General features: G+C 57.2%; 23 protein-coding genes. 6 read left to right on the forward strand and 17 right to left on the reverse strand.

The features are described 5' to 3' along the window. The first annotated feature begins 22 nt into the window (after window positions 1-22). Window positions 23-1885, forward strand: a complete 1863-nt coding sequence (gene dxs, locus F0319_RS01550; protein WP_149366120.1) for a 1-deoxy-D-xylulose-5-phosphate synthase — start codon at window positions 23-25, stop codon at window positions 1883-1885. A gap of 62 nt (window positions 1886-1947) precedes the next feature. Further along, a complete protein-coding gene (locus F0319_RS01555) occupies window positions 1948-2922 on the forward strand; it encodes an aldo/keto reductase (protein ID WP_149366121.1) in 975 nt (324 codons plus the stop codon). 62 nt (window positions 2923-2984) lie between these two features. Here the strand turns inward: F0319_RS01555 and thiL are convergent, their stop codons facing one another. The 5 genes from thiL to nrdR all read right to left on the reverse strand — a co-directional run bounded on the left by thiL (window position 2985) and on the right by nrdR (window position 6590). Further along, window positions 2985-3956 carry a thiamine-phosphate kinase gene (thiL, locus tag F0319_RS01560; protein WP_063453537.1) on the reverse strand — a complete coding sequence of 324 codons (972 nt, stop codon included), beginning with the start codon at window positions 3954-3956 and terminating at the stop codon, window positions 2985-2987. A 77-nt stretch (window positions 3957-4033) separates the two neighbouring features. Beyond that, window positions 4034-4453 (reverse strand): transcription antitermination factor NusB, encoded by a 420-nt coding sequence (nusB, locus tag F0319_RS01565; RefSeq protein ID WP_006809908.1) that lies wholly within the window; start codon window positions 4451-4453, stop codon window positions 4034-4036. 21 nt (window positions 4454-4474) lie between these two features. Next, window positions 4475-4945 (reverse strand): 6,7-dimethyl-8-ribityllumazine synthase, encoded by a 471-nt coding sequence (gene ribH, locus F0319_RS01570; RefSeq protein WP_006176874.1) that lies wholly within the window; start codon window positions 4943-4945, stop codon window positions 4475-4477. Between the two features lie 87 nt (window positions 4946-5032). Continuing rightward, complete coding sequence (ribD, locus tag F0319_RS01575) at window positions 5033-6136, reverse strand: bifunctional diaminohydroxyphosphoribosylaminopyrimidine deaminase/5-amino-6-(5-phosphoribosylamino)uracil reductase RibD (protein WP_111963425.1); 1104 nt, start codon at window positions 6134-6136, stop codon at window positions 5033-5035. Between the two features lie 4 nt (window positions 6137-6140). Next, window positions 6141-6590: a transcriptional regulator NrdR gene (gene nrdR, locus F0319_RS01580; protein WP_008503337.1), complete on the reverse strand. Its 450-nt coding sequence runs from the start codon at window positions 6588-6590 to the stop codon at window positions 6141-6143. 152 nt (window positions 6591-6742) lie between these two features. Here nrdR and F0319_RS01585 point away from each other — a divergent pair, with 152 nt between their 5' ends. Both F0319_RS01585 and F0319_RS01590 read left to right on the forward strand, forming a co-directional pair. Next, a complete protein-coding gene (locus F0319_RS01585; protein ID WP_149366122.1) occupies window positions 6743-7282 on the forward strand; it encodes a SadB/YajI family lipoprotein in 540 nt (179 codons plus the stop codon). A 270-nt stretch (window positions 7283-7552) separates the two neighbouring features. Next, the gene (locus F0319_RS01590; protein ID WP_111963496.1) at window positions 7553-8431 is read left to right on the forward strand and encodes a nucleoside-specific channel-forming protein Tsx; all 879 of its coding nucleotides are present in this window, start codon (window positions 7553-7555) and stop codon (window positions 8429-8431) included. An 88-nt stretch (window positions 8432-8519) separates the two neighbouring features. On the opposite strand, the gene F0319_RS01595 is transcribed toward F0319_RS01590, so the two are convergent. The 7 genes from F0319_RS01595 to queA form a co-directional block, all read right to left on the reverse strand. Beyond that, complete coding sequence (locus F0319_RS01595; protein ID WP_149366123.1) at window positions 8520-9200, reverse strand: helix-turn-helix transcriptional regulator; 681 nt, start codon at window positions 9198-9200, stop codon at window positions 8520-8522. A 14-nt stretch (window positions 9201-9214) separates the two neighbouring features. After that, complete coding sequence (locus F0319_RS01600) at window positions 9215-9580, reverse strand: VOC family protein (protein ID WP_111963427.1); 366 nt, start codon at window positions 9578-9580, stop codon at window positions 9215-9217. 142 nt (window positions 9581-9722) lie between these two features. After that, window positions 9723-10694, reverse strand: coding sequence for a protein translocase subunit SecF (gene secF, locus F0319_RS01605; RefSeq protein WP_008503342.1), 972 nt, complete (start codon window positions 10692-10694; stop codon window positions 9723-9725). Between the two features lie 10 nt (window positions 10695-10704). Further along, a complete protein-coding gene (gene secD / locus F0319_RS01610) occupies window positions 10705-12552 on the reverse strand; it encodes a protein translocase subunit SecD (protein WP_149366124.1) in 1848 nt (615 codons plus the stop codon). Between the two features lie 27 nt (window positions 12553-12579). Continuing rightward, window positions 12580-12912, reverse strand: a complete 333-nt coding sequence (gene yajC / locus F0319_RS01615) for a preprotein translocase subunit YajC (RefSeq protein WP_003859109.1) — start codon at window positions 12910-12912, stop codon at window positions 12580-12582. Window positions 12913-12934: 22 nt separating this feature from the next. Then, window positions 12935-14062 (reverse strand): tRNA guanosine(34) transglycosylase Tgt, encoded by a 1128-nt coding sequence (tgt, locus tag F0319_RS01620; RefSeq protein WP_003859110.1) that lies wholly within the window; start codon window positions 14060-14062, stop codon window positions 12935-12937. A 53-nt stretch (window positions 14063-14115) separates the two neighbouring features. Next, the gene (gene queA, locus F0319_RS01625; protein WP_045328322.1) at window positions 14116-15186 is read right to left on the reverse strand and encodes a tRNA preQ1(34) S-adenosylmethionine ribosyltransferase-isomerase QueA; all 1071 of its coding nucleotides are present in this window, start codon (window positions 15184-15186) and stop codon (window positions 14116-14118) included. Window positions 15187-15277: 91 nt separating this feature from the next. On the opposite strand from queA, the gene acpH reads away from it, so the two are divergent. Then, window positions 15278-15859 (forward strand): ACP phosphodiesterase, encoded by a 582-nt coding sequence (acpH, locus tag F0319_RS01630; protein WP_149366125.1) that lies wholly within the window; start codon window positions 15278-15280, stop codon window positions 15857-15859. 127 nt (window positions 15860-15986) lie between these two features. Next, window positions 15987-16589 (forward strand): peroxiredoxin, encoded by a 603-nt coding sequence (locus tag F0319_RS01635; protein ID WP_008503347.1) that lies wholly within the window; start codon window positions 15987-15989, stop codon window positions 16587-16589. Between the two features lie 43 nt (window positions 16590-16632). On the opposite strand, the gene F0319_RS01640 is transcribed toward F0319_RS01635, so the two are convergent. The 5 genes from F0319_RS01640 to brnQ form a co-directional block, all read right to left on the reverse strand. Next, window positions 16633-18018: a DUF3999 domain-containing protein gene (locus F0319_RS01640; RefSeq protein WP_149366126.1), complete on the reverse strand. Its 1386-nt coding sequence runs from the start codon at window positions 18016-18018 to the stop codon at window positions 16633-16635. After that, window positions 18015-20636, reverse strand: a complete 2622-nt coding sequence (locus F0319_RS01645; RefSeq protein ID WP_149366127.1) for a DUF2339 domain-containing protein — start codon at window positions 20634-20636, stop codon at window positions 18015-18017. Before F0319_RS01645 ends, F0319_RS01640 begins: the two co-directional genes overlap by 4 nt. A gap of 86 nt (window positions 20637-20722) precedes the next feature. Beyond that, the gene (gene malZ, locus F0319_RS01650) at window positions 20723-22540 is read right to left on the reverse strand and encodes a maltodextrin glucosidase (RefSeq protein WP_149366128.1); all 1818 of its coding nucleotides are present in this window, start codon (window positions 22538-22540) and stop codon (window positions 20723-20725) included. Between the two features lie 164 nt (window positions 22541-22704). Next, entirely contained in the window at window positions 22705-24078 is a 1374-nt protein-coding gene (gene proY, locus F0319_RS01655) for a proline-specific permease ProY (RefSeq protein WP_111963433.1), read from the reverse strand. A gap of 81 nt (window positions 24079-24159) precedes the next feature. Next, window positions 24160-25479, reverse strand: coding sequence for a branched-chain amino acid transporter carrier protein BrnQ (gene brnQ / locus F0319_RS01660; RefSeq protein WP_111963434.1), 1320 nt, complete (start codon window positions 25477-25479; stop codon window positions 24160-24162). Window positions 25480-25818 lie beyond the last annotated feature (339 nt).

Consider the following 25818-nt stretch of genomic DNA (forward strand, 5'->3'; position numbering starts at 1 on the left):
TATATATCTCGATGAGCCTTTGATGAGTTTTGATATTGCCAAATACCCGACACTGGCGTTAGTTGACTCCACCCAGGAGTTACGTCTGTTGCCGAAAGAGAGCCTGCCGAAGCTGTGCGACGAGCTGCGTCGCTACCTGCTCGACAGCGTAAGCCGCTCCAGCGGCCATTTCGCCTCCGGGCTTGGCACGGTAGAGCTGACCGTGGCGCTGCACTACGTCTATAACACGCCGTTCGATCAGCTCATCTGGGACGTGGGTCACCAGGCCTATCCGCACAAAATTCTGACCGGACGTCGCGATAAAATTGGCACCATTCGTCAGAAAGGCGGCCTGCACCCGTTCCCGTGGCGCGGTGAGAGCGAGTACGACGTGCTGAGCGTCGGCCACTCCTCTACCTCCATTTCGGCGGGCATCGGTATTGCCGTTGCCGCCGAGAAAGAGAATAAGCAGCGCCGCACCGTCTGCGTGATTGGCGACGGCGCTATCACCGCCGGTATGGCCTTCGAAGCCATGAACCACGCGGGCGACATCAAGCCGGACATGCTGGTTATCCTCAACGATAACGAAATGTCGATTTCAGAAAACGTCGGCGCGCTGAACAACCATCTTGCTCAGCTGCTCTCCGGCAAGCTTTACTCGTCGCTGCGTGAAGGCGGTAAAAAGGTCTTCTCCGGCGTACCGCCGATCAAAGAGCTGCTCAAGCGTACCGAAGAGCACATCAAAGGCATGGTCGTGCCGGGTACCCTGTTTGAAGAACTGGGCTTTAACTATATTGGGCCGGTTGACGGTCACGACGTGCTGGGTCTGGTGACCACGCTCAAGAACATGCGCGACCTGAAAGGCCCGCAGTTCCTGCACATCATGACCAAAAAAGGGCGTGGCTACGAACCAGCGGAAAAAGATCCGATCACCTTCCACGCGGTGCCGAAATTTGACCCGTCCAGCGGCTGTTTGCCAAAAAGCAGCGGCGGCATGCCGAGCTATTCCAAAATCTTCGGCGACTGGCTGTGCGAAACCGCAGCGAAAGACAACAAGCTGATGGCAATCACCCCGGCCATGCGTGAAGGCTCCGGCATGGTTGAATTCTCCAGAAAATACCCTGACCAGTATTTCGACGTCGCCATTGCCGAGCAGCATGCGGTGACGTTTGCAGCGGGCCTGGCCATTGGCGGCTACAAGCCGGTTGTCGCTATCTATTCCACCTTCCTGCAGCGCGCCTACGATCAGGTGATTCACGACGTGGCGATTCAGAAGCTGCCGGTTCTGTTTGCTATCGATCGTGCCGGCATCGTCGGTGCCGATGGTCAGACGCACCAGGGCGCGTTTGACCTGTCGTTCCTGCGCTGTATTCCGGATATGGTTGTCATGACGCCAAGCGACGAGAACGAATGTCGTCAGATGCTGTTTACCGGCTACCACTATCAGGATGGCCCAAGCGCCATTCGCTACCCGCGCGGCAATGCGGTAGGCGTTGAGCTTCAGCCGCTGGAAAAACTGCCGCTTGGTAAAGGAGTGGTTAAGCGTCGCGGTGAAAAAGTGGCGATCCTGAACTTCGGCACGTTGATGCCCGAGGCCGCGAAAGTGGCTGAAACGCTGAATGCCACGCTGGTGGATATGCGCTTTGTGAAGCCGCTCGACGAATCTCTGATCCTGAGTATGGCTGAGGCCCACGACGTGCTGGTGACGCTGGAAGAAAACGCCATCATGGGCGGTGCGGGTAGCGGCGTGAACGAGGTACTGATGGCAAATCGTAAAGCCGTGCCGGTGCTGAACCTCGGCCTGCCGGATCATTTCATTCCGCAAGGTACCCAGGACGAAGCCCGCGCGGCGATTGGCCTGGACGCTGCCGGTATCGAAGCTAAAATCCGCGCCTGGCTGGACTGATCCCTCCCCTTTTCCGCTCCTGCTATGCTTAAACCTGGTGTTTAAACAGCAGGAGCGGAACCGTGCAATACGCAACATTAGGAAAAACGGACCTTAAGGTTTCCCGACTTTGCCTGGGCTGCATGACCTTTGGCGAGCCCGATCGGGGGAACCACGCCTGGACGCTGCCGGAAGAGAGCAGCCGTCCGATTATCAAACGCGCCATCGAGGGCGGCATTAACTTCTTTGACACCGCCAACAGCTACTCCGACGGCAGCAGCGAGGAGATTGTCGGCCGCGCCCTGCGCGATTTTGCCCGTCGGGATGACGTTGTCGTCGCTACTAAAGTCTACTACCCGGTGGGTGACCTGCCGCAGGGCCTTTCTCGCGCGCAGATCCTGCGCTCCATTGATGACAGCCTCAGGCGCCTGAACATGGATTACGTCGACCTGCTGCAAATTCACCGCTGGGATTACAACACGCCGATCGAGGAGACGCTTGAGGCGCTCAACGACGTGGTCAAAGCCGGTAAAGCACGCTACATCGGCGCGTCGTCTATGCACGCGTCGCAGTTTGCCCAAGCGCTGGATCTGCAGGCGCAGCACGGCTGGGCGCGCTTTGTCACCATGCAGGATCATTACAATCTGATCTACCGCGAAGAAGAACGCGAGATGCTGCCGCTGTGCCACCAGGAGGGCGTGGCGGTTATCCCGTGGAGCCCGCTGGCGCGCGGCCGCCTGACCCGTCCATGGGGGGAAACCACGGCTCGCCTGGTATCGGATGAAGTGGGAAAAAATCTCTATGAAGGAACAGAGGCCAGCGATGCGCTGATTGCCGAACGCCTGGCCGGGATTGCCGATGATACCGGCGCAACCCGCGCCCAGGTAGCGCTGGCATGGCTACTGGGCAAGCGCGGCGTCGCGGCTCCCATTATCGGCACGTCCCGGGAAGAGCAGTTGGACGAACTGTTAAACGCGGTCGATATCACGCTGACGCCGGAGCAGGTTGCCGAGCTGGAGACCCCGTATCAGCCGCATCCGGTGGTGGGGTTTAAATAAGCCCCATCTTTTGTAGGCCGGGTAAGGCGGAGCCGCCACCCGGCAATACAAAGCGTACAAACTCACGCGAAGTGATCGTACCCTTTCCAGTCCAGCGTAACCGGCGCACCGTCTTTCACAAACTTCAGCCCTTCACTCTCCGGCATGATCTGCCCGATACAGGTGAATTTCGCGCCGAGGTGCGCTAACGCCACGTCGAGCGTTCCGCGGTTCAGCTCCGGAACGGTAAAGCACAGCTCGTAATCTTCGCCACCGGACAGCGCCCAGCGCAGCGCCTGCTCAGGTTCGACATGACGAAGCAGTTCCTCTGACAGCGGGAACAGATCCAGATCAACGCGCGCCCCAACGCCGCTGGCCTTTAAAATATGGCCAAGATCTGAGATCAGCCCGTCAGAGAGGTCGATAGCAGAGCTCGCGCGCTCGCGCAGCGCCTGGCCGTGCAGAATACGCGGCGTCGGGCGCAGATGGCGTTTCACCAGATACGCCGCATCGTCGGCATCCTTCACGGTTAAGCGATCCTGGAGAATCGCCAGCCCTGCCGCACTGTCGCCCGGCGTACCGGTGACGTAGATCCAGTCCCCGGGTTTTGCGCCTGAGCGCTTCAGGGCGCGACCGAGCGGCACATAGCCGTGGATCGCCAGCGTCATCGACAGCGGCCCGGCAGTGGTATCACCGCCAATCAGCTGCATATCGTAGTAGTTAAGCTGCTCAAACAGCGCATCGCTGAAAGCTTCAAGCCAGGCTTCGTCCACCTCAGGCAGCGTCAGCGCCAGCGTTAACCACGCGGGATCGGCACCCATCGCCGCCAGATCGCTGACGTTAACCGCCAGTGCTTTATACGCCAGATCGGCAGGATCGATATCCGGTAAGAAATGACGGCCGCACACCAGAGTGTCGGTGCTGATGGCCAGCGTCTGTTTTTCTGGAATATTGAGAAGTGCACAGTCATCGCCGATGCCGGTTTCAACATCAAGACGAGAGGTTCTGACACGGTCGAAATAACGGGCAATCAGGGAGAATTCGCCGCATGCCATACGTTATGCCTCAGCAAATAAAAGAAAAAACCGGAGCCGCACCGCCCGTCAGGCAATGCAGGACTCCGGTTTGCGGATCACTTTTTGTGGGGACGGATCGCAGGTGCTGCTTTATCAAGTACGCCGTTTACAAACTTGTGGCTGTCTTCAGCGCCGAAGGTTTTCGCCAGTTCGATCGCTTCGTTGATGGCCACTTTGTACGGCACATCATCACGTTTAGACAGCTCAAACAGCGCAATACGCAACACTGCTTTTTCTACCTGGCCCAGCTCTTCGAGCAGACGGGACAGATAAGGCTTCATCAGACCATCGAGATACGCGCTATTAGTCGCCACTCCCGACAGCAGTTCACGGAAGTACAGAACGTCAACATCTTTAACGTCCTGTTCTGACAGGAACTGGTATTCAACATCAGCGATGTCGTTCTGGGACAACTGCCAGGAGTAAAGTGCCTGGACGGCACATTCACGGGCGCGGCGACGAGCAGCAGGTTTCACGGAATTCCCCTTACAAAAAAATCAGGCCTTGATGGCTTTCAATACATTAATCATTTCAAGCGCGGTCAGTGCAGCTTCTGCACCTTTGTTACCGGCTTTGGTGCCAGCACGTTCGATGGCTTGTTCAATACTTTCGGTGGTCAGCACGCCGAATGCGACAGGAATTTCAGCATCCTGCGCAACGTGTGCCAGGCCGTTGCTTGCACCGCCCGCAACGTATTCGAAGTGAGCAGTGCCGCCACGAATAACGGTACCCAGCGCAATCACCGCGTCGTATTTACCGGTTTTCGCCAGCGCGCCTGCCGCCAGTGGCAGTTCGTAAGCGCCTGGAACCCAAACAACGGTAATGTTGTCATCTTTAACCTGGCCGATACGTTTCAGGGCGTCAATCGCACCTTCCAGCAGGCTGTCGTTGATGAAGTTGTTGAAACGCGCAATGGTGATGGCGACGCGAGCGTCCGGGGTAGCTACAGCAGCTTCAATAATGTTCATACTCTTCCTTTACGGGTTCATTTGGCCCCGCAGGGGGGCGGATTTTATCATAATACTTTGCGCACTGCTTCCCTATTTAAGGAGCAATTACGCTGTCGTTAAGTGGAGGCAGACATCCGGACCTACCGGACGAATCTCACTAAATTTGAGTTGCGGTGCGTCGGCCAGTTTTTCAAGGCCGGGCAGCACAAACAGGCCGCGTGCGTCGTGGCCCAACAGTTTAGGCGCAACGTAAACAAGCAGTTCATCCACCAGCCCGGCCTGTAAGAGCGCACCGGCAAGCGTTGGCCCCGCCTCTACCCAGATGCTGTTCACCTGCTGCTTGCCGAGCAGCATCATCAGCACCACGAGATCCAGGTGACCGTTATGTTCCGGCACCAGAATGCTGCGCACGCCTTCCGGCCATTCGCGAGTATCTTCTTTGGTGCGGGCAATCCAGGTTTCCCCCGGCTGCTGGACGATGCGGTGCTCCGGCGTCAGGCGGTTCTGGCTATCAATGACAATACGCAGCGGCTGACGCAGGTTCTCCTGCGGGTAAAGAGCCTGGGTATCGGCATTCAGCTCGTCCCAGCGCACGGTCATGGCCGGATCGTCAGCCAGAACGGTTTCACTGCTGGTGAGAATAGCATGGCTTTGCGCGCGCAGACGTTGCACATCGCGCCTTGCCTGTGGAGAAGTGATCCACTGGCTTTCACCGTTTGCCATTGCCGTACGGCCGTCCAGCGAGGCGCCCAGCTTGAGCTGAATATACGGGAACCCCGTGCGCATGCGCTTCAGGAAACCTTTGTTAAGCGCTTCCGCGTCCTGCATCATCAGACCATGGCTGACGTCAATGCCTTCTTGCTGCAGGCGATACAGACCGCGTCCCGCCACCTGCGGATTTGGGTCCTGCATCGATGCGACCACGCGTGAAACACCCGCCGCGATCAACGCTTCACAGCACGGCGGCGTACGCCCGTGATGGCTGCAGGGCTCCAGCGTAACGTAGGCTGTTGCACCGCGCGCCTTCTCACCGGCCATGCGCAACGCATGAACCTCGGCATGCGGTTCGCCCGCCCGATAGTGAAACCCCTCTCCGACAATCTCGCCATCGTTGACGATAACGCACCCGACGTTCGGGTTGGGATGGGTCGTAAAACGACCGCGCTGCGCCAGCTTCATGGCTCGCGCCATGTAAATCTCATCCTGCATGAGCTTAATCCTGTAAGCGGGCGATCTCTTCGCCAAACTCTTTGATGTCTTCGAAGCTGCGGTAGACCGAGGCGAAGCGGATATAGGCGACCTTATCGAGCTTTTTCAACTGCTCCATCACCAGGTTGCCGATCATTTTGCTTGGCACTTCACGCTCACCCAAACCACGAAGGTAAGATTTTATGTGGTTTAACGCCATCTCCACGTCGTCCGCACTAACGGGACGTTTTTCGAGGGCCTTCAGCATCCCGCTGCGCAGTTTCTCTTCGTTAAACGGCTCGCGCACGTCGTTACTTTTTACCACGCGCGGCATTACCAGCTCTGCAACCTCAAAGGTTGTGAAACGCTCGTTGCACACCAGACACTGCCGACGACGGCGTACGGATGACCCTTCGCCCACAAGACGAGAGTCGATGACTTTGGTATCCACAGCGGAGCAGAATGGGCAATGCATACGGTATCCCTGTTATCTGGTTAACTAATTTTCATTTTACCCTGATCTGGCCTGACAACAAAGGAAGAGCTTTTTGAGACAAAGGATCTATATCTCACATGATGATGCTGGCTACCATTAAGGCGATCCGTTATTTCAAGGAAATAAACGCAATGACAAGACGTTACCTGAAAATCTTGCTGGTGGGGAGCCTCTTCACCCTTAGCGCCTGTGCACAGCAAACCGAAGTCCGTCAGTTGAAACAGAGCGTCAATACGCTCAATACGGCGATGGACAAGCTGAACAAAGAAACGGTGAAAATCACCCAGCAAAACGCGCTGAATGCCAAATCCAGCAGCGGGGTTTATCTGCTGCCGGGCGCGAATACGCCTGCGCGTCTCAATAGTCAGATCGGCACGCTAAAAATGTCTCTGGTGAATGTAGCGGCGAACGCAGATGGTACTAGCGCAACATTACGCATCCAGGGCGAGTCCAATGATCCGCTTCCGGCCTTCAGCGGCACCGTCGAGTGGGGCCAGATCCAGGGCACAACGGAGAATTACCAGGAGGTGAACGTGAAGAATCAGCTCTTCACCGCCCCGGCAAGTGTTTTAGCGCCAAGCGATGTGGATATTCCGCTTCAGTTAAGCGGCGTTACGCCGGAACAGTTAGGCTTTATCCGCATTCACGACATTCAACCCGCCGCGCACTAATCCCCTCCTTTTTAGCGGAGCGAAATGTCACTCCGCTAACATTTACATTTCGTATGGATTGGCAACATAAATGATTGCCGCTACAATCCCGGCCGTTTAAAGTACGCAAACGTGAACGCAATCGATTACGCGTGTGAGAGATATGTGAAACAACACATATTTTTGTGAGCAGGGATTCCTATAATAGGCACCGCAGAAACACGAAATATTTAGAAACGCAATTCGCGCATTTTTCACTCCCGAAAGGGAATTTCAATCAGTGGCATGATTATGAAAAAAACATTACTCGCAGCTGGCGCCGTGCTGGCACTTTCTTCCTCTTTCACTGTTAACGCAGCGGAAAACGATAAACCACAATACCTCTCCGACTGGTGGCACCAGAGCGTTAACGTAGTCGGCAGCTACCACACCCGTTTCGGACCACAGATCCGCAACGATACCTACCTGGAGTACGAAGCATTCGCCAAGAAAGACTGGTTTGATTTCTACGGCTACATGGATGCACCGGTTTTCTTCGGCGGTAACTCTCAGGCAAAAGGTATCTGGAACCACGGTTCTCCGCTGTTCATGGAGATCGAGCCGCGCTTCTCCATCGACAAGCTGACCGGCACCGACCTCAGCTTCGGTCCGTTCAAAGAGTGGTACTTCGCGAACAACTATATCTACGACATGGGCCGCAACGAGTCTGGTCGTCAGAGCACCTGGTATATGGGTCTGGGTACCGATGTTGACACCGGCCTGCCAATGAGCCTGTCCCTGAACGTTTACGCGAAATACCAGTGGCAGAACTACGGTGCAGAAAACCAGAATGAGTGGGATGGCTACCGTTTCAAAGTGAAATACTTTGTACCAATCACTCAGCTGTGGGGCGGTAACCTGAGCTACATCGGCTTCACCAACTTCGACTGGGGTTCAGAACTGGGAGATAAGAGCGGTTACGCAGAGAACGGTATTAAACAGCGTACTAACGACTCCATCGCCTCCAGCCACATCCTGGCGCTGAACTACGATCACTGGCACTACTCTGTAGTGGCGCGTTACTGGCACAACGGCGGTCAGTGGAACGACGACGCCGACCTGAATTGGATGAAAGAAAACGTCCGTTCTACCGGTTGGGGTGGTTACCTGGTTGTAGGTTACAACTTCTAATCAGTGTGGGTTTCGCCCGGTGGCGCTACGCTTACCGGGCCTACGACCCAAATGTAGGCCGGGTAAGGCGTAGCCGCCACCCGGCCTTTTACTGCTTCACCTTCCGCAAAAAATCCGCCAGAGACCTGTCCGCGCTCTCGCTAAAACGCCTCTCCGTAGCCACAATATTGAGGCATCGGTCGAGCCGGAAACAGCGATAGTCATCGCGCCGTCCACACCACGCAGCCAGCAGCCAGCGCTCTCCCCAGAAGAATAGCCCCAGCGGCTGAACCTCACGTTTAGACAGCTGTCCGGCTTCATCACGGTAATGCAGCGCCAGCACGCGCTGGGCGGAAATCGCCTGATGAATCATGTCAAAATCGCTGCGGGAGTGGCTTTGCATGCAAAAGTCCGGGGCGTAGATCCGCGTCTGCTCCGCCTTTCGGCGGCTCTCCTCGGGCAGGATAGCCAGCACCTTCTCCTGAGCCGACTCCAGCTCGCGCGACAGCGATTCCCCACCCCAGGTTTTGAGCAGGCGAATCGCGACGATCAGCGCCTCGGACTCCTTATTTGTCAGCATCAGCGGCGGCAGGTCAAAGCCCGACATCAGCCGATATCCACTTCCCGCCTCACCTTCCACCGGCACGCCGGAAAGCGACAGGTCGCGGATATCGCGATATACCGTGCGCTCGGACACGCCAAGCCGGTCCGCGAGATGCGCTGCCGTTGTCAGACGCCTGCCCCGCAGGATCTGCACAATCTGAAACAAACGGTCAGCGCGTCGGGTCATAACTTTGTCCGCTCTCAGGCAGGTTGATGGAGCCCGACGCGGTTGCCCTCGCTGTCGGTAAACAAGGCGATAGTGCCAATGCCATGCGGCAGTTCCAGCGGGCCAAACACGCACTCGCCGCCCGCAGAGGCGATGCGATCGAGCGTGGCCGCCAGATTGTCAGTATGCAGGTAAATAATAGCGCCCTGCAAAGACGGTGTAACGCCGTCAAATTTTGCCAGTGCGCCTCCGGTACCCGGATCCTCATGCGGGAAAACGGCCAGCTCCGCACAGTCCATTTTCTCGCGACGCAGCGCAAGCTGCATCACGGGCTCATAAAATTTGATGGCGCGATCCATATCCGAGACCGGAATTTCAAACCAGTTAATGACGCTTTTCATACATCCTCCTGCCTGTTGTTTGGGTTCAGACGGAGTCTACGACAGGGCTCCTGACAGCATACTGTCAGGAGTGTTTGTCAGGAGCAGATAAAAAAAATCCCGGTCAACCGACCGGGATTTCGATAACGCGCTAAACGTCGCCTTACGGCAGAATGGACGGCTGATCCGCCCCTTCTTTCTCGACTTTCTGCTGGAGCAGGTGCTCGCGCTTCATGCCGAGTTTCAGTGCCAGGGCGGACGCAACGTAGATAGACGACGCCGTACCGATGGTGACACCAATCAGCATGGTCAGCGAGAAGCCTTCCAGTACCGGACCACCGAAGAGGAACAGCATCAGGATCACCATCAGGGTAGTACCGGAGGTGATCAAGGTACGGTGCAGCGTCTGGGTCAACGACACGTTAAAGATTTCGTACGGCGTACCGCGACGGATCTTACGGAAGTTTTCACGAATACGGTCAGATACCACGATACTGTCGTTCAGCGAGTAACCGATAACGGACATCAGTGATGCCACGATCGTCAGGTCAATCTCAATGTGGAACAGCGACAGTATGCCCATGGTGATCACCACGTCGTGCGCCAGAGCGATAACCACACCGGCCGCCAGTCGCCACTCAAAGCGGAAACCGACGTACACCAGGATGGAGATCAGCGCCACCAGCAGCGCCATCGCGCCGGTCTGCGCCAGGTCAGCACCTACGCTTGGGCCGACGAACTCAATACGCTTAACCGCCGCGTTCTGGCTGGTTGTTTCGTTAATCACGCTAACAACCTTACTGCCCAGCTCCTGGCTGCCGTTGGCATCGTGCACCGGCGGCATACGTACCATGATGTCGCGGCTGCTGCCGAAGTTCTGCAGCAGCGGCTCTTCAAAGCCCGCTTTCTGCAGCGATTCGCGCATCTGGTCCATATCGACCGGTTTTTCCAGGGAGATCTCAATTACCGTACCACCGGTAAAATCGAGCCCCCAGTTAAAGCCTTTCACGCCCATAATGACGATGGACAGAATCAGCAGGAAACCTGAAATGCCGAAGGCCCAGTAGTCCCAGCGCATAAAGTCCCAGACTTTACGGCCGTGGTTCAATTGTTCAACAGTATATTCCTGTGCCACAACGCACTCCTCAGATAGACAGCTTTTTGACGCGCTTGCCGCCGTACAGCAGGTTCACGATGGCACGGGTGCCGACAATAGCGGTAAACATTGACGTTGCAACACCGATACCGGTTGTAATCGCAAAGCCTTTGATAGCGCCGGTACCCACTGCATACAGGATAAGAACCTTGATCAGTGTTGTTACGTTCGCATCGAAGATAGAGCTGAACGCGCCTTTATAACCTTCGTCAATCGCCTGCTGAATAGAGCGACCGTTGCTCAACTCTTCTTTGATACGTTCGTTAATCAGTACGTTGGCGTCGACCGCCACCGCAAGGGTCAGAACGATACCCGCAATACCCGGCATGGTCAGCGTCGCCCCCGGCAGCAGGGACATGATGCCGATAATCAGCACCAGGTTCGCAATCAGTGCAGAGGTCGCAATCAGACCAAACTTCTTATAGAAGAAGATCATGAACAGAATAGAGACCACCAGACCGGCCAGACACGCTTCCAGACCCTGCTGGATGTTTTGCATACCCAGAGTTGGACCAATGGTACGTTCTTCAACAATCTGAATTGGCGCAATCAGCGCACCGGCACGCAGCAGCAGGGAGAGCTGACGCGCTTCGTTCGGGTTGTTAATACCGGTAATACGGAAGCTGTTACCCAGACGAGACTGGATATTGGCGATGTTAATCACCTCTTCCTCTTTCACCAGCACAGCACGGCCGTTTGCATCTTTCTTACCGCTGTCTTTGTACTCCACGAACAGGGTTGCCATCGGTTTACCGATGTTGTCCTTGGTGAAGTTAGACATGATGTTACCACCCGCGCTATCGAGCGAGATGTTAACCTGCGGCTGGTTGTATTCATCCTGGCTCGACGTGGAGTCGGTGATGTGATCACCGGTCAGAATCACGCGTTTGTACAGCACAACTGGCTGACCTTCGCGGGTCTGTTTCACTTCGGAGTCACCCGGAATACGGCCAGAAGCGGCAGCAGACTGGTCAACGTTGGTATTCACCAGACGGAATTCCAGGGTTGCGGTCGCACCCAGAATCTCTTTCGCACGCGCGGTGTCCTGAATACCCGGCAGTTCAACCACGATACGGTCAGCACCCTGACGCTGTACCAGCGGCTCGGCCACACCCAGTTGGTTTACACGGTTACGCAGAATGTTGATGTTCTGCTGAACGGCATATTCACGCGCTTCTTTCAGACGCGCATCGGTCATCACCGCGCGCAGCTGGTTGCTGCCCTGAGAGGTGATTACCAGGTCACGGTGACGTTGGGTCAGGTAATCTACAGCCTGATCGCGCGCCGCGCTGTCGCGGAACGTGATGCTCATGCCGTAGTTATCTTCTTTACGCACGGTGGTGTAAGCGATGCCTTTATCACGCAGATCGCTGCGCAGGCTGTCGATATTCTGTTCCTGCAGCTTGCCGAGCGCGGTATCCATATCCACTTCCATCAGGAAGTGAACGCCGCCACGCAGGTCAAGACCGAGTTTCATTGGCTCTGCTTTCATCGCAGCCAGCCAACGCGGGGTTGCTGGGGCAAGGTTAAGCGCCACGACGTATTTGTCACCCAGCACGCCCATCAGCGCTTCGCGAGCGCGGAGCTGCGTGTCGGTGGTGTCGAAGCGAGCAAGAATTGCGCCCTCTTCCAGAGCCACAGACTTAGCGGTAATTTTTTCTTCTTGTAACGTTTTCTGGACCTGGATCAGCGTTTGCTCACTGGCGGCGACACCGCGCGCGCCAGTGATTTGAACAGCCGGATCCTCACCATACAGGTTGGGAAGCGCGTACAGCAGGCCGACGAGAATCACGACGACCAGCATGATGTACTTCCACAAAGGATAACGGTTTAACACGGCAGTTCCCTTTGGGAAAAGTTGGGATTACAGCGCCTTCATGGTGCCTTTCGGCAGAACGGCAGCTACGAAGTCACGTTTGATGACCACTTCAGTGGTGTCGTTCAGGGCGATAGCAATGTAGCCGTTTTCAGCCACTTTGGTTACGCGACCGACCAGACCACCGTTAGTCAGCACTTCATCGCCTTTCGCAATGGAGTTCATCAGGTTTTTGTGCTCTTTGGTGCGCTTCTGCTGCGGACGCAGGATCATGAAGTAGAAGATCAGACCGAACACAACCAGCATCAGAATCAGAGACATCGGGCTGCCCTGCGCTGGAGCACCTGTTGCCGCTACCGCATCAGAAATAAAAAAGCTCATTCAAATTCCCTCATTATTAAAATTAATCAACGTTCAACGGTGGAACATCCCGCCCCTGACGTTGGTAGAAATCGGTCACGAAGCTCTCTAATTTACCCTCTTCGATAGCCTTACGTAAACCAGCCATTAAGCGCTGATAATAACGAAGATTATGAATGGTATTGAGACGCGCGCCCAAAATCTCGTTGCAACGATCGAGATGATGCAGATACGCGCGAGAATAATTGCGACAGGTATAGCAATCGCACTCAGAATCGAGCGGGCTGGTGTCACTCTTATGCTTCGCGTTACGGATTTTCACCACGCCATCGGTAACGAACAAATGGCCGTTACGCGCGTTGCGGGTTGGCATGACGCAGTCGAACATATCAATGCCACGGCGTACGCCTTCAACCAGATCTTCTGGTTTACCCACGCCCATCAGGTATCGTGGTTTATCCGCAGGGATTTGCGGGCAAACATGCTCCAGAATGCGGTGCATGTCTTCCTTCGGCTCACCCACAGCCAAACCGCCGACAGCGTAGCCATCAAAACCTATCTCTACCAGACCTTTAACAGAGATATCGCGTAAATCTTCGTAAACGCTACCCTGGATAATGCCGAACAGCGCATTTTTGTTCTGCAGGGAGTCAAAGCGGTCACGGCTGCGCTTCGCCCAGCGCAGAGACATCTCCATTGAACGCTTGGCGTAATCCCAGTCGGCCGGGTATGGCGTACATTCGTCGAAGATCATCACGATATCAGATCCGAGATCGTACTGAATCTCCATCGATTTTTCCGGATCGAGGAAAATCGGATCGCCGTTGATCGGATTACGGAAGTGAACGCCCTGCTCGGTGATCTTACGGATATCGCCCAGGCTGAAGACCTGGAAGCCGCCGGAATCGGTCAGGATTGGGCCTTTCCACTGCATGAAATCGTGCAGGTCGCCGTGGAGCTTCATGATCTCCTGACCCGGACGCAGCCACAGGTGGAAGGTGTTGCCGAGGATAATCTGTGCGCCCGTGGCTTCTACTTCTTCCGGCGTCATCCCTTTTACGGTGCCGTACGTGCCCACAGGCATAAACGCGGGGGTTTCCACCACGCCGCGATCAAACACCAGGCGACCGCGACGCGCGCGACCGTCGGTGGTATCGAGTTCAAATTTCATTTTTTCTCCGACGTCAGAAAAACAGTCCAACGTTGTAAAACGGTGCCGCGGACTTATTCCCCGACACGCTCATTCAAAGCCAGCGGATTGTACGTGATAAACATCGCGTCCCCGTAGCTAAAAAAGCGATATTTTTGTTCTACCGCAGACTTGTAGGCCGCCATAGTGTGCTGATAACCGGCAAACGCGGAAACCAGCATAATCAGCGTCGATTCAGGCAGATGGAAGTTGGTCACCAGCGCGTCAATTACTTTGTACTGATAGCCCGGGTAGATAAAGATCTGCGTATCGCCAAAGAACGGCTCGATAAGACCGTTCTTCGCTGCCTGCGCGGCGCTCTCGAGTGAGCGCACGGACGTCGTACCAACCGCCACGACGCGGCTGCCGCGCGCTTTCGCCGCCAGCACCGCGTCCACTACGTCCTGCGGCACTTCGGCATACTCAGAGTGCATGATGTGGTCTTCAATGCTGTCCACGCGCACCGGCTGGAAGGTTCCCGCACCCACGTGGAGCGTCACGAACGCCATCTCCACGCCTTTCGCGCGCAGTTTCTCCAGCAGCGGCTCATCAAAATGCAGGCCCGCGGTCGGCGCAGCGACGGCGCCAGGCTTCTGGCTGTAGACGGTCTGGTACAGCTCGCGGTCAGCCTCTTCGTCCGGACGCTCAATATACGGCGGCAGCGGCATGTGGCCGATGGCGTTCAGGATATCGAGCACCGTGCGTTCGTCGTTGAACTCCACCTCGAACAGCGCGTCGTGGCGCGCGGTCATGGTCGCTTTGATGCTCTCATCATCGCCCAGCAGCAGCTCCGCGCCCGGCTTTGGCGCCTTAGATGCGCGAATATGTGCCAGAATACGTTTATCATCGAGCATACGTTCGACCAGCACTTCAATCTTGCCGCCGCTGGCTTTGCGGCCGAACAGGCGCGCCGGGATCACGCGGGTATTGTTAAAGACCAGCAGATCGCCAGGGTTGAGCTTGTCGAGCAAATCGGTGAAAGTACCGTGCGTCAGCTCGCCCGTTGGCCCATCCAGTGACAGTAAGCGACAGCTGCTGCGCTCAGGCATGGGATAGTGAGCAATCAGGGATTCAGGTAGTTCAAATGAGAAATCGGCGACGCGCATGACGTATACTCGTGACTTAAAAACAGGCGGCATAGTCTAGTGCTCACACCCTTTTGCTGCAACAACTAGCCGCCCCCGGACAAAAAAACGCATGAATTTTCTCGCTCACCTGCATCTCGCACACCTCGCTGACAGCTCCCTTTCCGGCAATTTGCTGGCCGATTTCGTTCGCGGCAACCCCGCGGAGGACTACTCCCCTGAGGTTGTCGACGGGATTTTTATGCACCGCCGCATCGACGTGCTGACGGATAAGCTGCCGGAAGTGACGGAAGCCAAAGCGTGGTTCCGCCCTGAAACGCGCCGCGTTGCGCCGATCACGCTTGACGTGATGTGGGATCACTTTCTGTCGCGCCACTGGGAACAGCTGTCGCCGGAGATGCCCTTGCCGGCGTTTGTGCGCTATGCCCACCAGCAGGTGTCGATCATTCTGCCCGACTCGCCGCCGCGCTTTGTGAATCTGAATAACTATCTGTGGTCGGAACGCTGGCTAGAGCGCTATCGTGAGATGGACTTCATCCAGAACGTGTTGAATGGGATGGCGAGCCGTCGCCCGCGCCTGGATGCGCTGCGGGATTCCTGGCATGACCTGGATAAACATTACGATGCGCTGGAAACGCGTTTCTGGCAGTTTTACCCGCGCATGATGGTGCAGGCGAAAAATAAACAGCTGTAACAGAATTCACATTGATAGGTAAAAGCTGGCGGAACGATTGTCACCACCTCTTTGTCTTATCCATGCACACTCTCTATACTGGCTCGCGTTGCGTTCCAAATAACCTTAGTATCTACAGGAGAATCATATGGTTCTGGTAACTCGTCCGGCTCCGGATTTTACAGCTGCAGCAGTTCTGGGCAACGGTGAAATCGTTGAAAACTTCAACTTCAAACAGCACACCAACGGTAAAGCGACCGTTCTGTTCTTCTGGCCAATGGACTTCACTTTCGTTTGCCCGTCTGAGCTGATCGCATTCGACAAACGTTATGAAGAATTCCAGAAGCGTGGCGTGGAAGTTGTTGGCGTCTCCTTCGACTCTGAGTTTGTACACAACGCATGGCGTAACACCCCTGTCGACAAAGGCGGCATCGGTGCGGTGAAATACGCAATGGTTGCGGACATCAAACGCGAAATCCAGCAGGCTTACGGTATCGAACATCCGGACGCTGGCGTTGCGCTGCGCGGTTCCTTCCTGATCGACGCGAACGGCATCGTTCGTCACCAGGTTGTGAACGATCTGCCGCTGGGTCGTAACATCGACGAAATGCTGCGCATGGTTGACGCGCTGCAGTTCCACGAAGAGCACGGCGAAGTGTGCCCGGCTCAGTGGGAAAAAGGTAAAGAAGGTATGGCTGCTTCCCCAGACGGCGTAGCTAAATACCTGTCTGAGAACGTATCCAGCCTGTAATCGGCACGGTTTACGAAAAAGGCCCGCTTAAGCGGGCCTTTTTTTATGCCTTACGCTGCGTCTCTCGCCAGATGCGCCAGGCCATGCCCGCCAGCAGGATCACGCCCGCAATCAGTACGCCCCATACCAGCAGGGCGTTCAGCCAGCTCGCCCGCTCACCTGCAGAGGTGGCGTTCAGCCGCCCCTCGCCGCCCAACGCGACATCATCCACAATATCGGCCTGCGGCAGGTTCGCCATATCATAGGTCTTGCGCAGGTCGGCTGGGATCAGCATGTCAGGCTCCACGCTGGCAGGCTTTGCGGCACCGTTGCCCCATGCGAGAACGTACGGCGCTTTCCCCTGCGCGTTGAACACAAGATCATAGCGGTCGCGATGCCCCGTGACGCTCGGCAGGTATTCTGGCAGACGCGCATTCAGCGTAGTGATTTTCACTGCCTGCACCAGGCCCCCGCTAAGCGAAACCGGTCCGGACGTTTTCCCCTCCAGACGGTAAATCACCTCTTTCTTCAGGGGATGCCATGCCTCTTTTTCCGTACTGCGCCACGCGATCTCCACGGGAAGAACGCCATCGCCGTTCAGCGAAATGCTGACAGCACTCAGCGGCTGCGGGCGCGCCCAGCGCCACTGAGCTTCACTTGTCGATAGCTGCTCACCTTCCCCTTCAAGACTAATCTCTTCCGGGGCCGCCTGGGCAGGTGCGCTGATTGCGTTTACGCCGGTCAACGTTACCCCCTGGCTCTGCGTATTCAGCACCACCATGAGATAGCGATTCGCATCGGGAGATAAAACCGTATCGGTATCGAGCCGATCGAGCTTAAGACGATCCTGACCGCTGACGACGTCCAGCAGCGGCATATCCTCGCGCAGGGTATACCACCGCTTGAGATCCTCGCTGTAATAGACCGACGCCGTCCCCTGCCACGGCGTCTCATGGGTATTCCAGAGGAGCTGCAGCTGGGATATGACCAGTTCACCCGTCGTCTGCTCCGGCAGGGTCAGCAGGTAATGTTGCCCGGCCGCGGCGGCTTTTTGCCCCTCCAGCACAATCTCAATGCCGTTTCGGGAACGGAGCCGGATCTTATCGCTGTCACCGGCGTCTGAGGCAGCCGCGAGCGGCGAGGCGTCAAGCGGAAAGAGGCGCAGCGCCGTGGATTGCGCTGTCGCCTGCGGGCGCGTCGCGGCGATCAGGCTAAAGGGAACCGGCTCACCCGACTGGTTAAAGACGCGGACATCATGCAGATCCGGCGACGTGCTTTGCTCATAGACGGCAAGCGGCAGCATTACCCGATACCACCGGGAAGGAACAGACGTGTCGAGTGAACGACCAAAGGCATAGTCACGGGGCGATTCCGTTGGTACTTCGTCGCAGAACGCCGGGCCGGAAAGCGCCAGTAGCGCGGTACACGCAACCGCTTTCATCCATTTCATTTTTCATCTCCTGTTTTTGGCGGTAGCGGCGAGAAATAGCCCACTATCAGTACCAGTATCGCCACGCCGATAAACGCCACCGCGCGCGACAGACCGCCTCCGCCCGCGCTGTCCACCAGCATCAGTTTCACCATCACCACACCCAGCAGCGCGGCACCGCAAAGCCACTCCTGCCGGGAAGCCCTGCGGGTGGCATGGATCATGACCACCAGCGCGCTCAACATCCAGAACAGGGCAAAGCTTGTCTGGATCAGCCGCGAATCCCACAGCGATGCCATATTCCAGGCCACGTCGCCATACCAGGCCAGGGCGCGCATCAGCACACCGTTTAGCCACCAGAAGCCAAACGCCATAATCGCGACGGCAGGCCACGGGCGCGCTTGCGCAAGCCATGACGGGTAGTAGCGATCCCCCCCCCGATAAAAGACCACCAGCCCCAGCAACGCGAACGCAGCACCTTCCTCGAGCGGGTTCACCAGCGGCAGCCAGGTCTGACGATAGACCACGCCGTCCTGGAAATTGGTCACCACCAGCAATACCAGCAGCGCCACGACGACAGGGATCGGTGCCAGACACGCATAGAGCGCAGGCCACTCCCGGAACGGCCACACGCGACGCCGTACGGCTGCAGAAAGTGCCATAATAATCCCGCCACCTGCGGCCATCGCTAATCCGCTTCCCCAGGCCGCCATTCCCCACGGCAGAGACCGGGCAAACCAGTAAAGCTCCGCGGCCAGCGCCAGCAAAATCATCAAGAACAGCGACAAATGCAGCCCCATCGCGATGCGCGGCAGGAGTCTTTCACCATCGCGCCGCAACAGCATTAGCGCGGCAGGAAGCGCAACGCACCAGGCCAGATTTGACCAGCCGGCGGTAACGATCTGCTGATGCCAGAGCTGATAACCCACCATCAGCAGCATAACCGGCCACAGCAGCCATTTGCTGGCGTCCAGCTCCCGCCACGTCAGGCTAGCAGCCACCTGCCGCCAGCCCCAGACCGACGCCGCCGTCAGCGTCAGCACGCCCGCCAGAATCGGTAATTCCTTCGTCAGTACCAGCTGCGACGCGCCCAGCTGCGCCACTATCCAGAACAGCAGCCCGCCTGCCAGCAGCGCCCAGCTGACCGGCAGGAAGAGAGTCCGCCACAGCCAGGCCGCAGCCAGCCAGCAAAGGCTGAGGATGGCGAAGATGAGGAACAGGCTCAGCGCCGTAACGCCGTCCGTTTGTGCCCACAGCGCGCTGCCGAGCGCCAGCAGCAGCAGCGCCGTCCCGCTATAGCTCATGCGACGCTGATGCTGCTGCACGCCCAGCCAGAGAATCCCCAGCCCCTCCAGCGCCCAGGCCATCGCCGTCCAGCGAGCCGACAGCGCCAGCGGAATGGCGAGCGTGGCGAACCCGCCGCCGATCGCCAGCGCCGCCATGACCAGCGGTCGTCCGAGGGAGGGGTAGCGACGCAGCGCGAGGAACGCGAGGGTAAGATAAAAAGCACCATATCCGAGGGCACTCAGCGCCGGGCCATAGTCCCAGTGCTGCGTCATGCCGTACTGCATTCCAAAACCAACCAGCGGCGGGGCAAACAGCAGCACGCCGTCGATAATCTGCTTCCCTTTCTCCTGCGCCCGCAGCGACAGCGCCACGCTCAGCACGCCGAATATCAGCGTATTGGCAATCAGGAACAGCTGGCAGATCCAATAGTCTTCAGGCTGGTAGTCATTCAGCCCCCACAGGCCGCCCACGCCGAACGTAAACAGCAGCCCGAGCAGGTTCAGCTCGCGCCAGTGCTGCCAGATGCTGATCGCGAGAATGCCGATGGACAGCAGAAGATAGAAAGAGAAAAGTGCGACAAAGCTGCCGCCCCCGGTAGATAAGAGCAGCGGCGCGAGATATCCGCCAAGGCTCGCCAGCATGGCAAGACTCAGCGCCTTCTGCAGCACCGCCAGCCCGACGCTCGCCGCGCAAATCACCACCAGCAGCGTAAAGGCCAGCGTCATCGGCAACATTTGCCAGAGCCGGAATGCACCAAACACCGTCAGGTAGAGCACGCCGGTCGCCCCGCCCTGGAGGATCAGCGCATAGACGCGCTGCCTGTGCCGCACCCGCCACCCAATCGCCAGCAGAACAACGGCAAACAGCGCCGTTGCCACGAGGCGCAGCTCAAGCGGGAACAGGGAATGTTCGACGGTATAGCGCAGCAGGAAAGAGAGGCCGAGGAAGAGCAGCAGAATGCCAAGCTTCGCCAGCGGATTGCCCTGCATGAACCAGCGCGCAAGCGACGTCAGGATGCCGCCAAAGGCTGAAGGCTGTTTTGCCGCAGGGGTCGGGGCCTGGGAAGAAGCGGGTTCTGCCACCGCTGCGGGAATATCGGGTCGCCAGGGGTCAACAGGCGCGGGAGCGTCCTCCACCACTGGCGCGGTAATTGCCTCCGGCGCGGCGGTCTGCACCGGTTCCGGCGCGTTCTCAGACACGCCGCGCTGCTCAAGCGCCTCAATGCGCTGGCGCAGCAAGGCTATCTCCTGCCGCGCTGCCGTACTTCGATTAAACCCGATAACCGCAAGCACGGGCGCAACCAGCAGCGCAAAAACCAGGAATAAACAGCCAAGGATGTAAAGCTCGTCCATGTTTCCACCTTCACCGTAAACGATCTGTTAAGATTGACACAAATCGTTGCATTTGCGCCATCTTAAAAGGTGGAAACATTAGCGCATTAGCTGCCGAACCAGATCGTCGCGGATATCGCAGGCAGCGCCAGCACGCCGTCCTGAATCGTGGCCTTGCCCTCTTTACTCTTCCACGCTGCCACCTTCAGCAGCGGCGAATCATCCAGCACCACTTCGCAGGCCTCGCCCCGGTTTATCGCCACCAGCACGCGCTGCTGGTTATAGATGCGAGCAAACACCACCACGTTATCGTGGGCGTACACCGCCTGACAGCCGCCATAGCGCAGGGCGAGACTCTGCTTACGCAGCTTCGCCAGGCGCTGATACAGGCTGAACAACACCGTGTCCTGTTTCGCTGGCTCCCAGGGGAAAGTTTTGCGGCAGAACGGATCGTTGTTGCCGTCCAGCCCCACCTCGTCTCCGTAGTAGATACACGGCACGCCCGGCCAGGTAAAGAGCCAGGTCACTGCCAGCGGCAGGCGCGCGACATCCTTGCCGAGCAGGGATTTAAAGCGCGCGGTGTCGTGACTATCGAGCTGGTTAAACATCCGCAGCTGCTGCTGATGCGACAGACCAGCGCGATAGTTCTCCATCCACGCCATGCAGGTTTCAGCATCGATATGATTCGGATCGTAGGAGATATCGGTGTTGGCGAGGAATCCCCACAGCGGGAAGGTAAAGCCGCGATAGTTCATCGCCGCATCTTCCGCATCGTTCTGCAGCCACTGGCGCGCGTCGCCAAAGTGCTCGCCAAAGACGAACGCCTCCGGCTGAGCCGCTTTCGCCGAGCGCGTGATCCCGGCGACGTGCTGAAGGTTATTCCGCGCTCCGCCCGCTTCACCGAGCATATGCACCACGTCCAGGCGCCAGCCGTCCATATTCCATGGTGCATTCAGCCAGTGGCGCACGATGCTGTCTCCCCCGCCGTAAATCTCGTTCACCAGAGACGGCGACTGGAAATCCAGCTTCGGCAGGCTTGGGTAACCCAGCCAGTCCAGCGCACGCCCCTCCTCGTTAAAGCTGTACCAGTCGCGCTGCGGCGAGTCCGGGTTATGACATGCCCCGCCCATCGACTGGTTATGCCGGTCAAACCACGTATGCGAATCTCCGCTGTGGTTGAACACGCCGTCCAGAATCAGGCGCATGCCTTCGTTTTGGGTGTTCTTACGCAGGCGCAGCAGCGCCTCGTCACCGCCAAACTGCGCGTCAACGTGGCGATAATCTTCGGTATCGTACTTGTGTACGCTCGGGGCTTTAAATACCGGGTTGAGATACAACGCCGTCACGCCGAGTTTTTTCAGGTACGGCAGCTTTTCGCTGATGCCGTCGAGATCGCCGCCGTAGAAGGTCGATCCGCCCGCCTGCGCGGTTAACGGCTCGTCCCACGCTTTCAGAATAATGTCATGACCCGCCGCATGGTGGTGATAGATCTTATCCTGGTCGGCAGTGCGCTTTTCGCTGCGCGCAAAACGGTCCGGGAAAATCTGGTAAAAGACCTGATCGTTAACCCACTGCGGGCCGTTATCCGGGTAATCGACCGCAAACTGTTCCAGCCGTGCGGGCGGGAAACGGCTAAACCCCTGCGGGGTAAGCCACAGCTGACGGTTGTTCCACAAAAGCTTAAAGCTGTAGCGGCGGCGAGGCTGCCCGCTGCGCAGGTCGATATTCACCCGCCAGGCCGTGATGCCAGGCTGCGGCTGGCTGCGCAGCTTGTGCATTTTCAACCCGGTCTCTTCGTTATCGATTTCGGCGCGGAGCGTCACGCGTTCAGGCTGGTTTTCACCCGCCAGCCAGAGCGTAATCACCAGGTTGTCTTTGTTTTGCTTAACAAATGGGGCAACCGGAAGGTGCCAGGCGTTTAACATCACGAATCCCCTTTGATGAAAATTGACGTCACCTTGCCACAGGGTGGTTAAGGATAGCTCACCATGATGGGATTTATTGGGGGAGGAGGACGGGGGAGGAGGCACCAGTGCAGCCTGATGCCCTCACCCCAACCCTCTCCCACAAGGAGAGGGAGAAAAAAAGATTACTGCGCTTCCGCCAGCTGACGGTCGCGGCGGCATTTAAACACCCAGCCCACCAGCAGCAGCACAATCCACGCGCAGCCCACGTACAGTGAAATGCGGGTGTCCGGATGGTAGCCAATCAGGCCAATGATAAACACCAGGAAGATCAGCCCCACGACGGTCGTTGCGACGCCGCCCGGGACTTTGAACTTCAGCGCTTTCGCCTCTTCAGGCGACAGGCGGCGGCGGAACGCAATCTGCGACAGCAGGATCATGATCCACACCCAGACGGTTGCGAAGGTCGCCAGGGACGCAATCACCAGGAAGACGTTCTCCGGCATGATGTAGTTCAGGTAAACCGAGAACAGCAGCGCTACGGTCATCACCACAACGGTTACCCACGGCGTGCCGCGGCGTGAGGTTTTGGCGAATACCTTCGGCGCACTGCCCTGCTCCGCCATGCCGTGCAGCATACGGCCTACGCCAAAGACGTCACTGTTAATCGCCGAAAGCGACGCGGTCAGCACCACAAAGTTCAGAATGCTGGCCGCAAACGCAATGCCCATATGCTGGAAGGTCAGGACAAACGGGCTACCGTTGGTGCCTACCTGGTTCCACGGGTAGATGGACATAATCACGAACAGCGTACCCACGTAGAACACCAGAATACGCATCGGCACAGAGTTGATGGCGCGCGGAATGGATTTCTCCGGATCTTTCGCTTCCCCGGCGGTGATACCGATAATCTCGATACCGCCGTAGGCGAACATCACCATCTGCAGCGACATCACCATCCCGAGCCAGCCGTTGCTGAAGAAGCCGCCGTTGCTCCAGAGATTGTGAATACCGGTCGGCTGCCCGCCGTTGCCAATCCCCCAGATGATAATCCCGAAACCGGCCACAATCATGATGATGATGGTCGCGACCTTGAAGAAGGAGAACCAGAACTCCAGCTCGCCGAACACCTTCACGCTCATCAGGTTGACGGCGCAAATGATCAGCACCACGCTCAGTACCCAAATCCAGTGCGGCACCGCCGGGAACCAGACGCCCATGTAGATGCCAAACGCCGTCACGTCGGCAATCGCCACAATCAGGATTTCGAAGCAGTAGGTCCAGCCGGTGATAAACCCGGCCAGCGGGCCGAGGTTTTCCTGCGCGTAGCGGGAGAATGAGCTGGCGGAGGGGTTGTGAACCGACATTTCGCCGAGGGCGCGCATGATGATATACGCCGCCACGCCGCCGATAATGTACGCCAGCAGAACGCTGGGACCGGCCATTTTGATGGCATCTGCCGAGCCATAAAAAAGACCGGTGCCGATAGCAGAGCCCAGCGCCATAAAGCGGATGTGGCGCGTGCTCAATCCACGTTTAAGTTTGTTAGTGCTTTCCATTTAAATCTTGCCATTCAACACGAAAAAAACAAAAAACCACGGGGCCTTAAGCCCCGTGGTTAAACAGTTTGTTGCCGTTGATTAATGAGCGTTCGATGCGACCTGACGCCCTGCAGCACGGTCCCAGATAATCGCCAGAACCAGTGCAACAACGGTAGGCATCAACCAGGCCAGACCCTGCTCGGACAGCGGCAGACGCTGTGTCCATGCCGGCAGTATGTGCGCGAAAGCTGATGCTTTAATCCCGTCAAGGATACCAAAAATCAGGCTGATAAACATGGCTGGCGCAATAATTCGTGAAGAGTTGTTCCACCACGGACGAGTAAAGCTCAGCACTACCAGTACGATGCACGGCGGATAAATCGCCGTCAACACCGGAATAGAGACCTGAATCAGGTGGCTCAGACCGAGGTTAGACACCGCCATGGAGAAGATACCGAGGATAAACACCAGGGTGCGGTAAGAAAGCGGCAGATACTGTGCAAAGAACTCTGCGCAGGCGCAGGTCAGGCCAACCGCGGTAACCAGACAGGCCAGGAAGATCAGCGCTGCCAGCAGCATACTGCCCGCACCGCCGAAGGTGTGCTGCACGTAGGCGTGCAGGATAGCCGCACCGTTGGCGTTCTGTTCAACCAGCATGGCGCTATCGGAACCCAGACGGAACAGCGCCAGATACAGCAGGGTCAGCCCCACACCAGCCATCAGGCCAGCCCAGATGGTGTAGCGGGTCAGCAGACGCGCTTCGGTCACACCGCGGGAACGCGCGGCGTTAACGATAACGATACCAAACACCATCGCGCCTAGCGTATCCATCGTCAGGTAGCCGTTCACGAAGCCGTTAGAGAACGCGGCATTTTTATAGGCGTCCATCGCGTCGCTAATCGGGCCGGCGGGCCAGACGATGGCCGCTACCGCCAGAACAATCAGCGCCACAATTTTCAGCGGAGCCAGGAAGTTACCCACGGTATCCAACAGCTTGCCCGGATAGAGGGAAACCAGAATCACGATCGCGAAGTAGATCAGGCTGTAGATAAACAGCGGCATCGCGCCGTCACCGGTCAGGGGAGCAATACCCACTTCGAAGGACACGGTTGCCGTACGCGGGGTCGCAAACAGCGGGCCAACGGCGAGATAGCAGACGGTTGCCAGCAGAACGCCCGCCACTTTGCCAATCGGGGTGCTGAGGCTATCCACACCGCCGCCGACTTTCGCCAGCGCGATGACGGTCAGCACCGGCAGACCCACGGCAGTAATCAGGAAACCAAACGCGGCGGTCCAGACGTGTTCACCCGCCTGTAAGCCAACCATTGGAGGGAAAATGATGTTGCCTGCGCCAACGAACAGCGCAAATGTCATAAAGCCCAGCGCGATGATGTCACGCGATTTTAAGTGATGGGTCATAAAACCTTACTGCCTGTGGATGTGGTGTTGAAAACATTGAGATTTTCGATATCCCTCACGGGACGATACAGCCGAAAATTTGCTCAATTTCAGCGGGAAATGCTCCCGTCCAGGCGTGGAGAAGAATAGTTTTTCGATTTACCACGCAAATACAGTCGGTCTGACAGTATCTGGGGCGCAATTTAAACGCTTATAACGTTTAAAGGCAAGGTGGGATCGTAAAACCAGAACAATATGCCAGCATGAAAATACACACCAGCACAATACGCTGTTTATAAGAAAAACCCATGGCTAATCATGCGAACAAAAAACAGCCAGCCGTATAAAATTCATCCGCGT

The organism is Enterobacter vonholyi, assembly GCF_008364555.1.
GTDB lineage: Bacteria > Pseudomonadota > Gammaproteobacteria > Enterobacterales > Enterobacteriaceae > Enterobacter > Enterobacter vonholyi.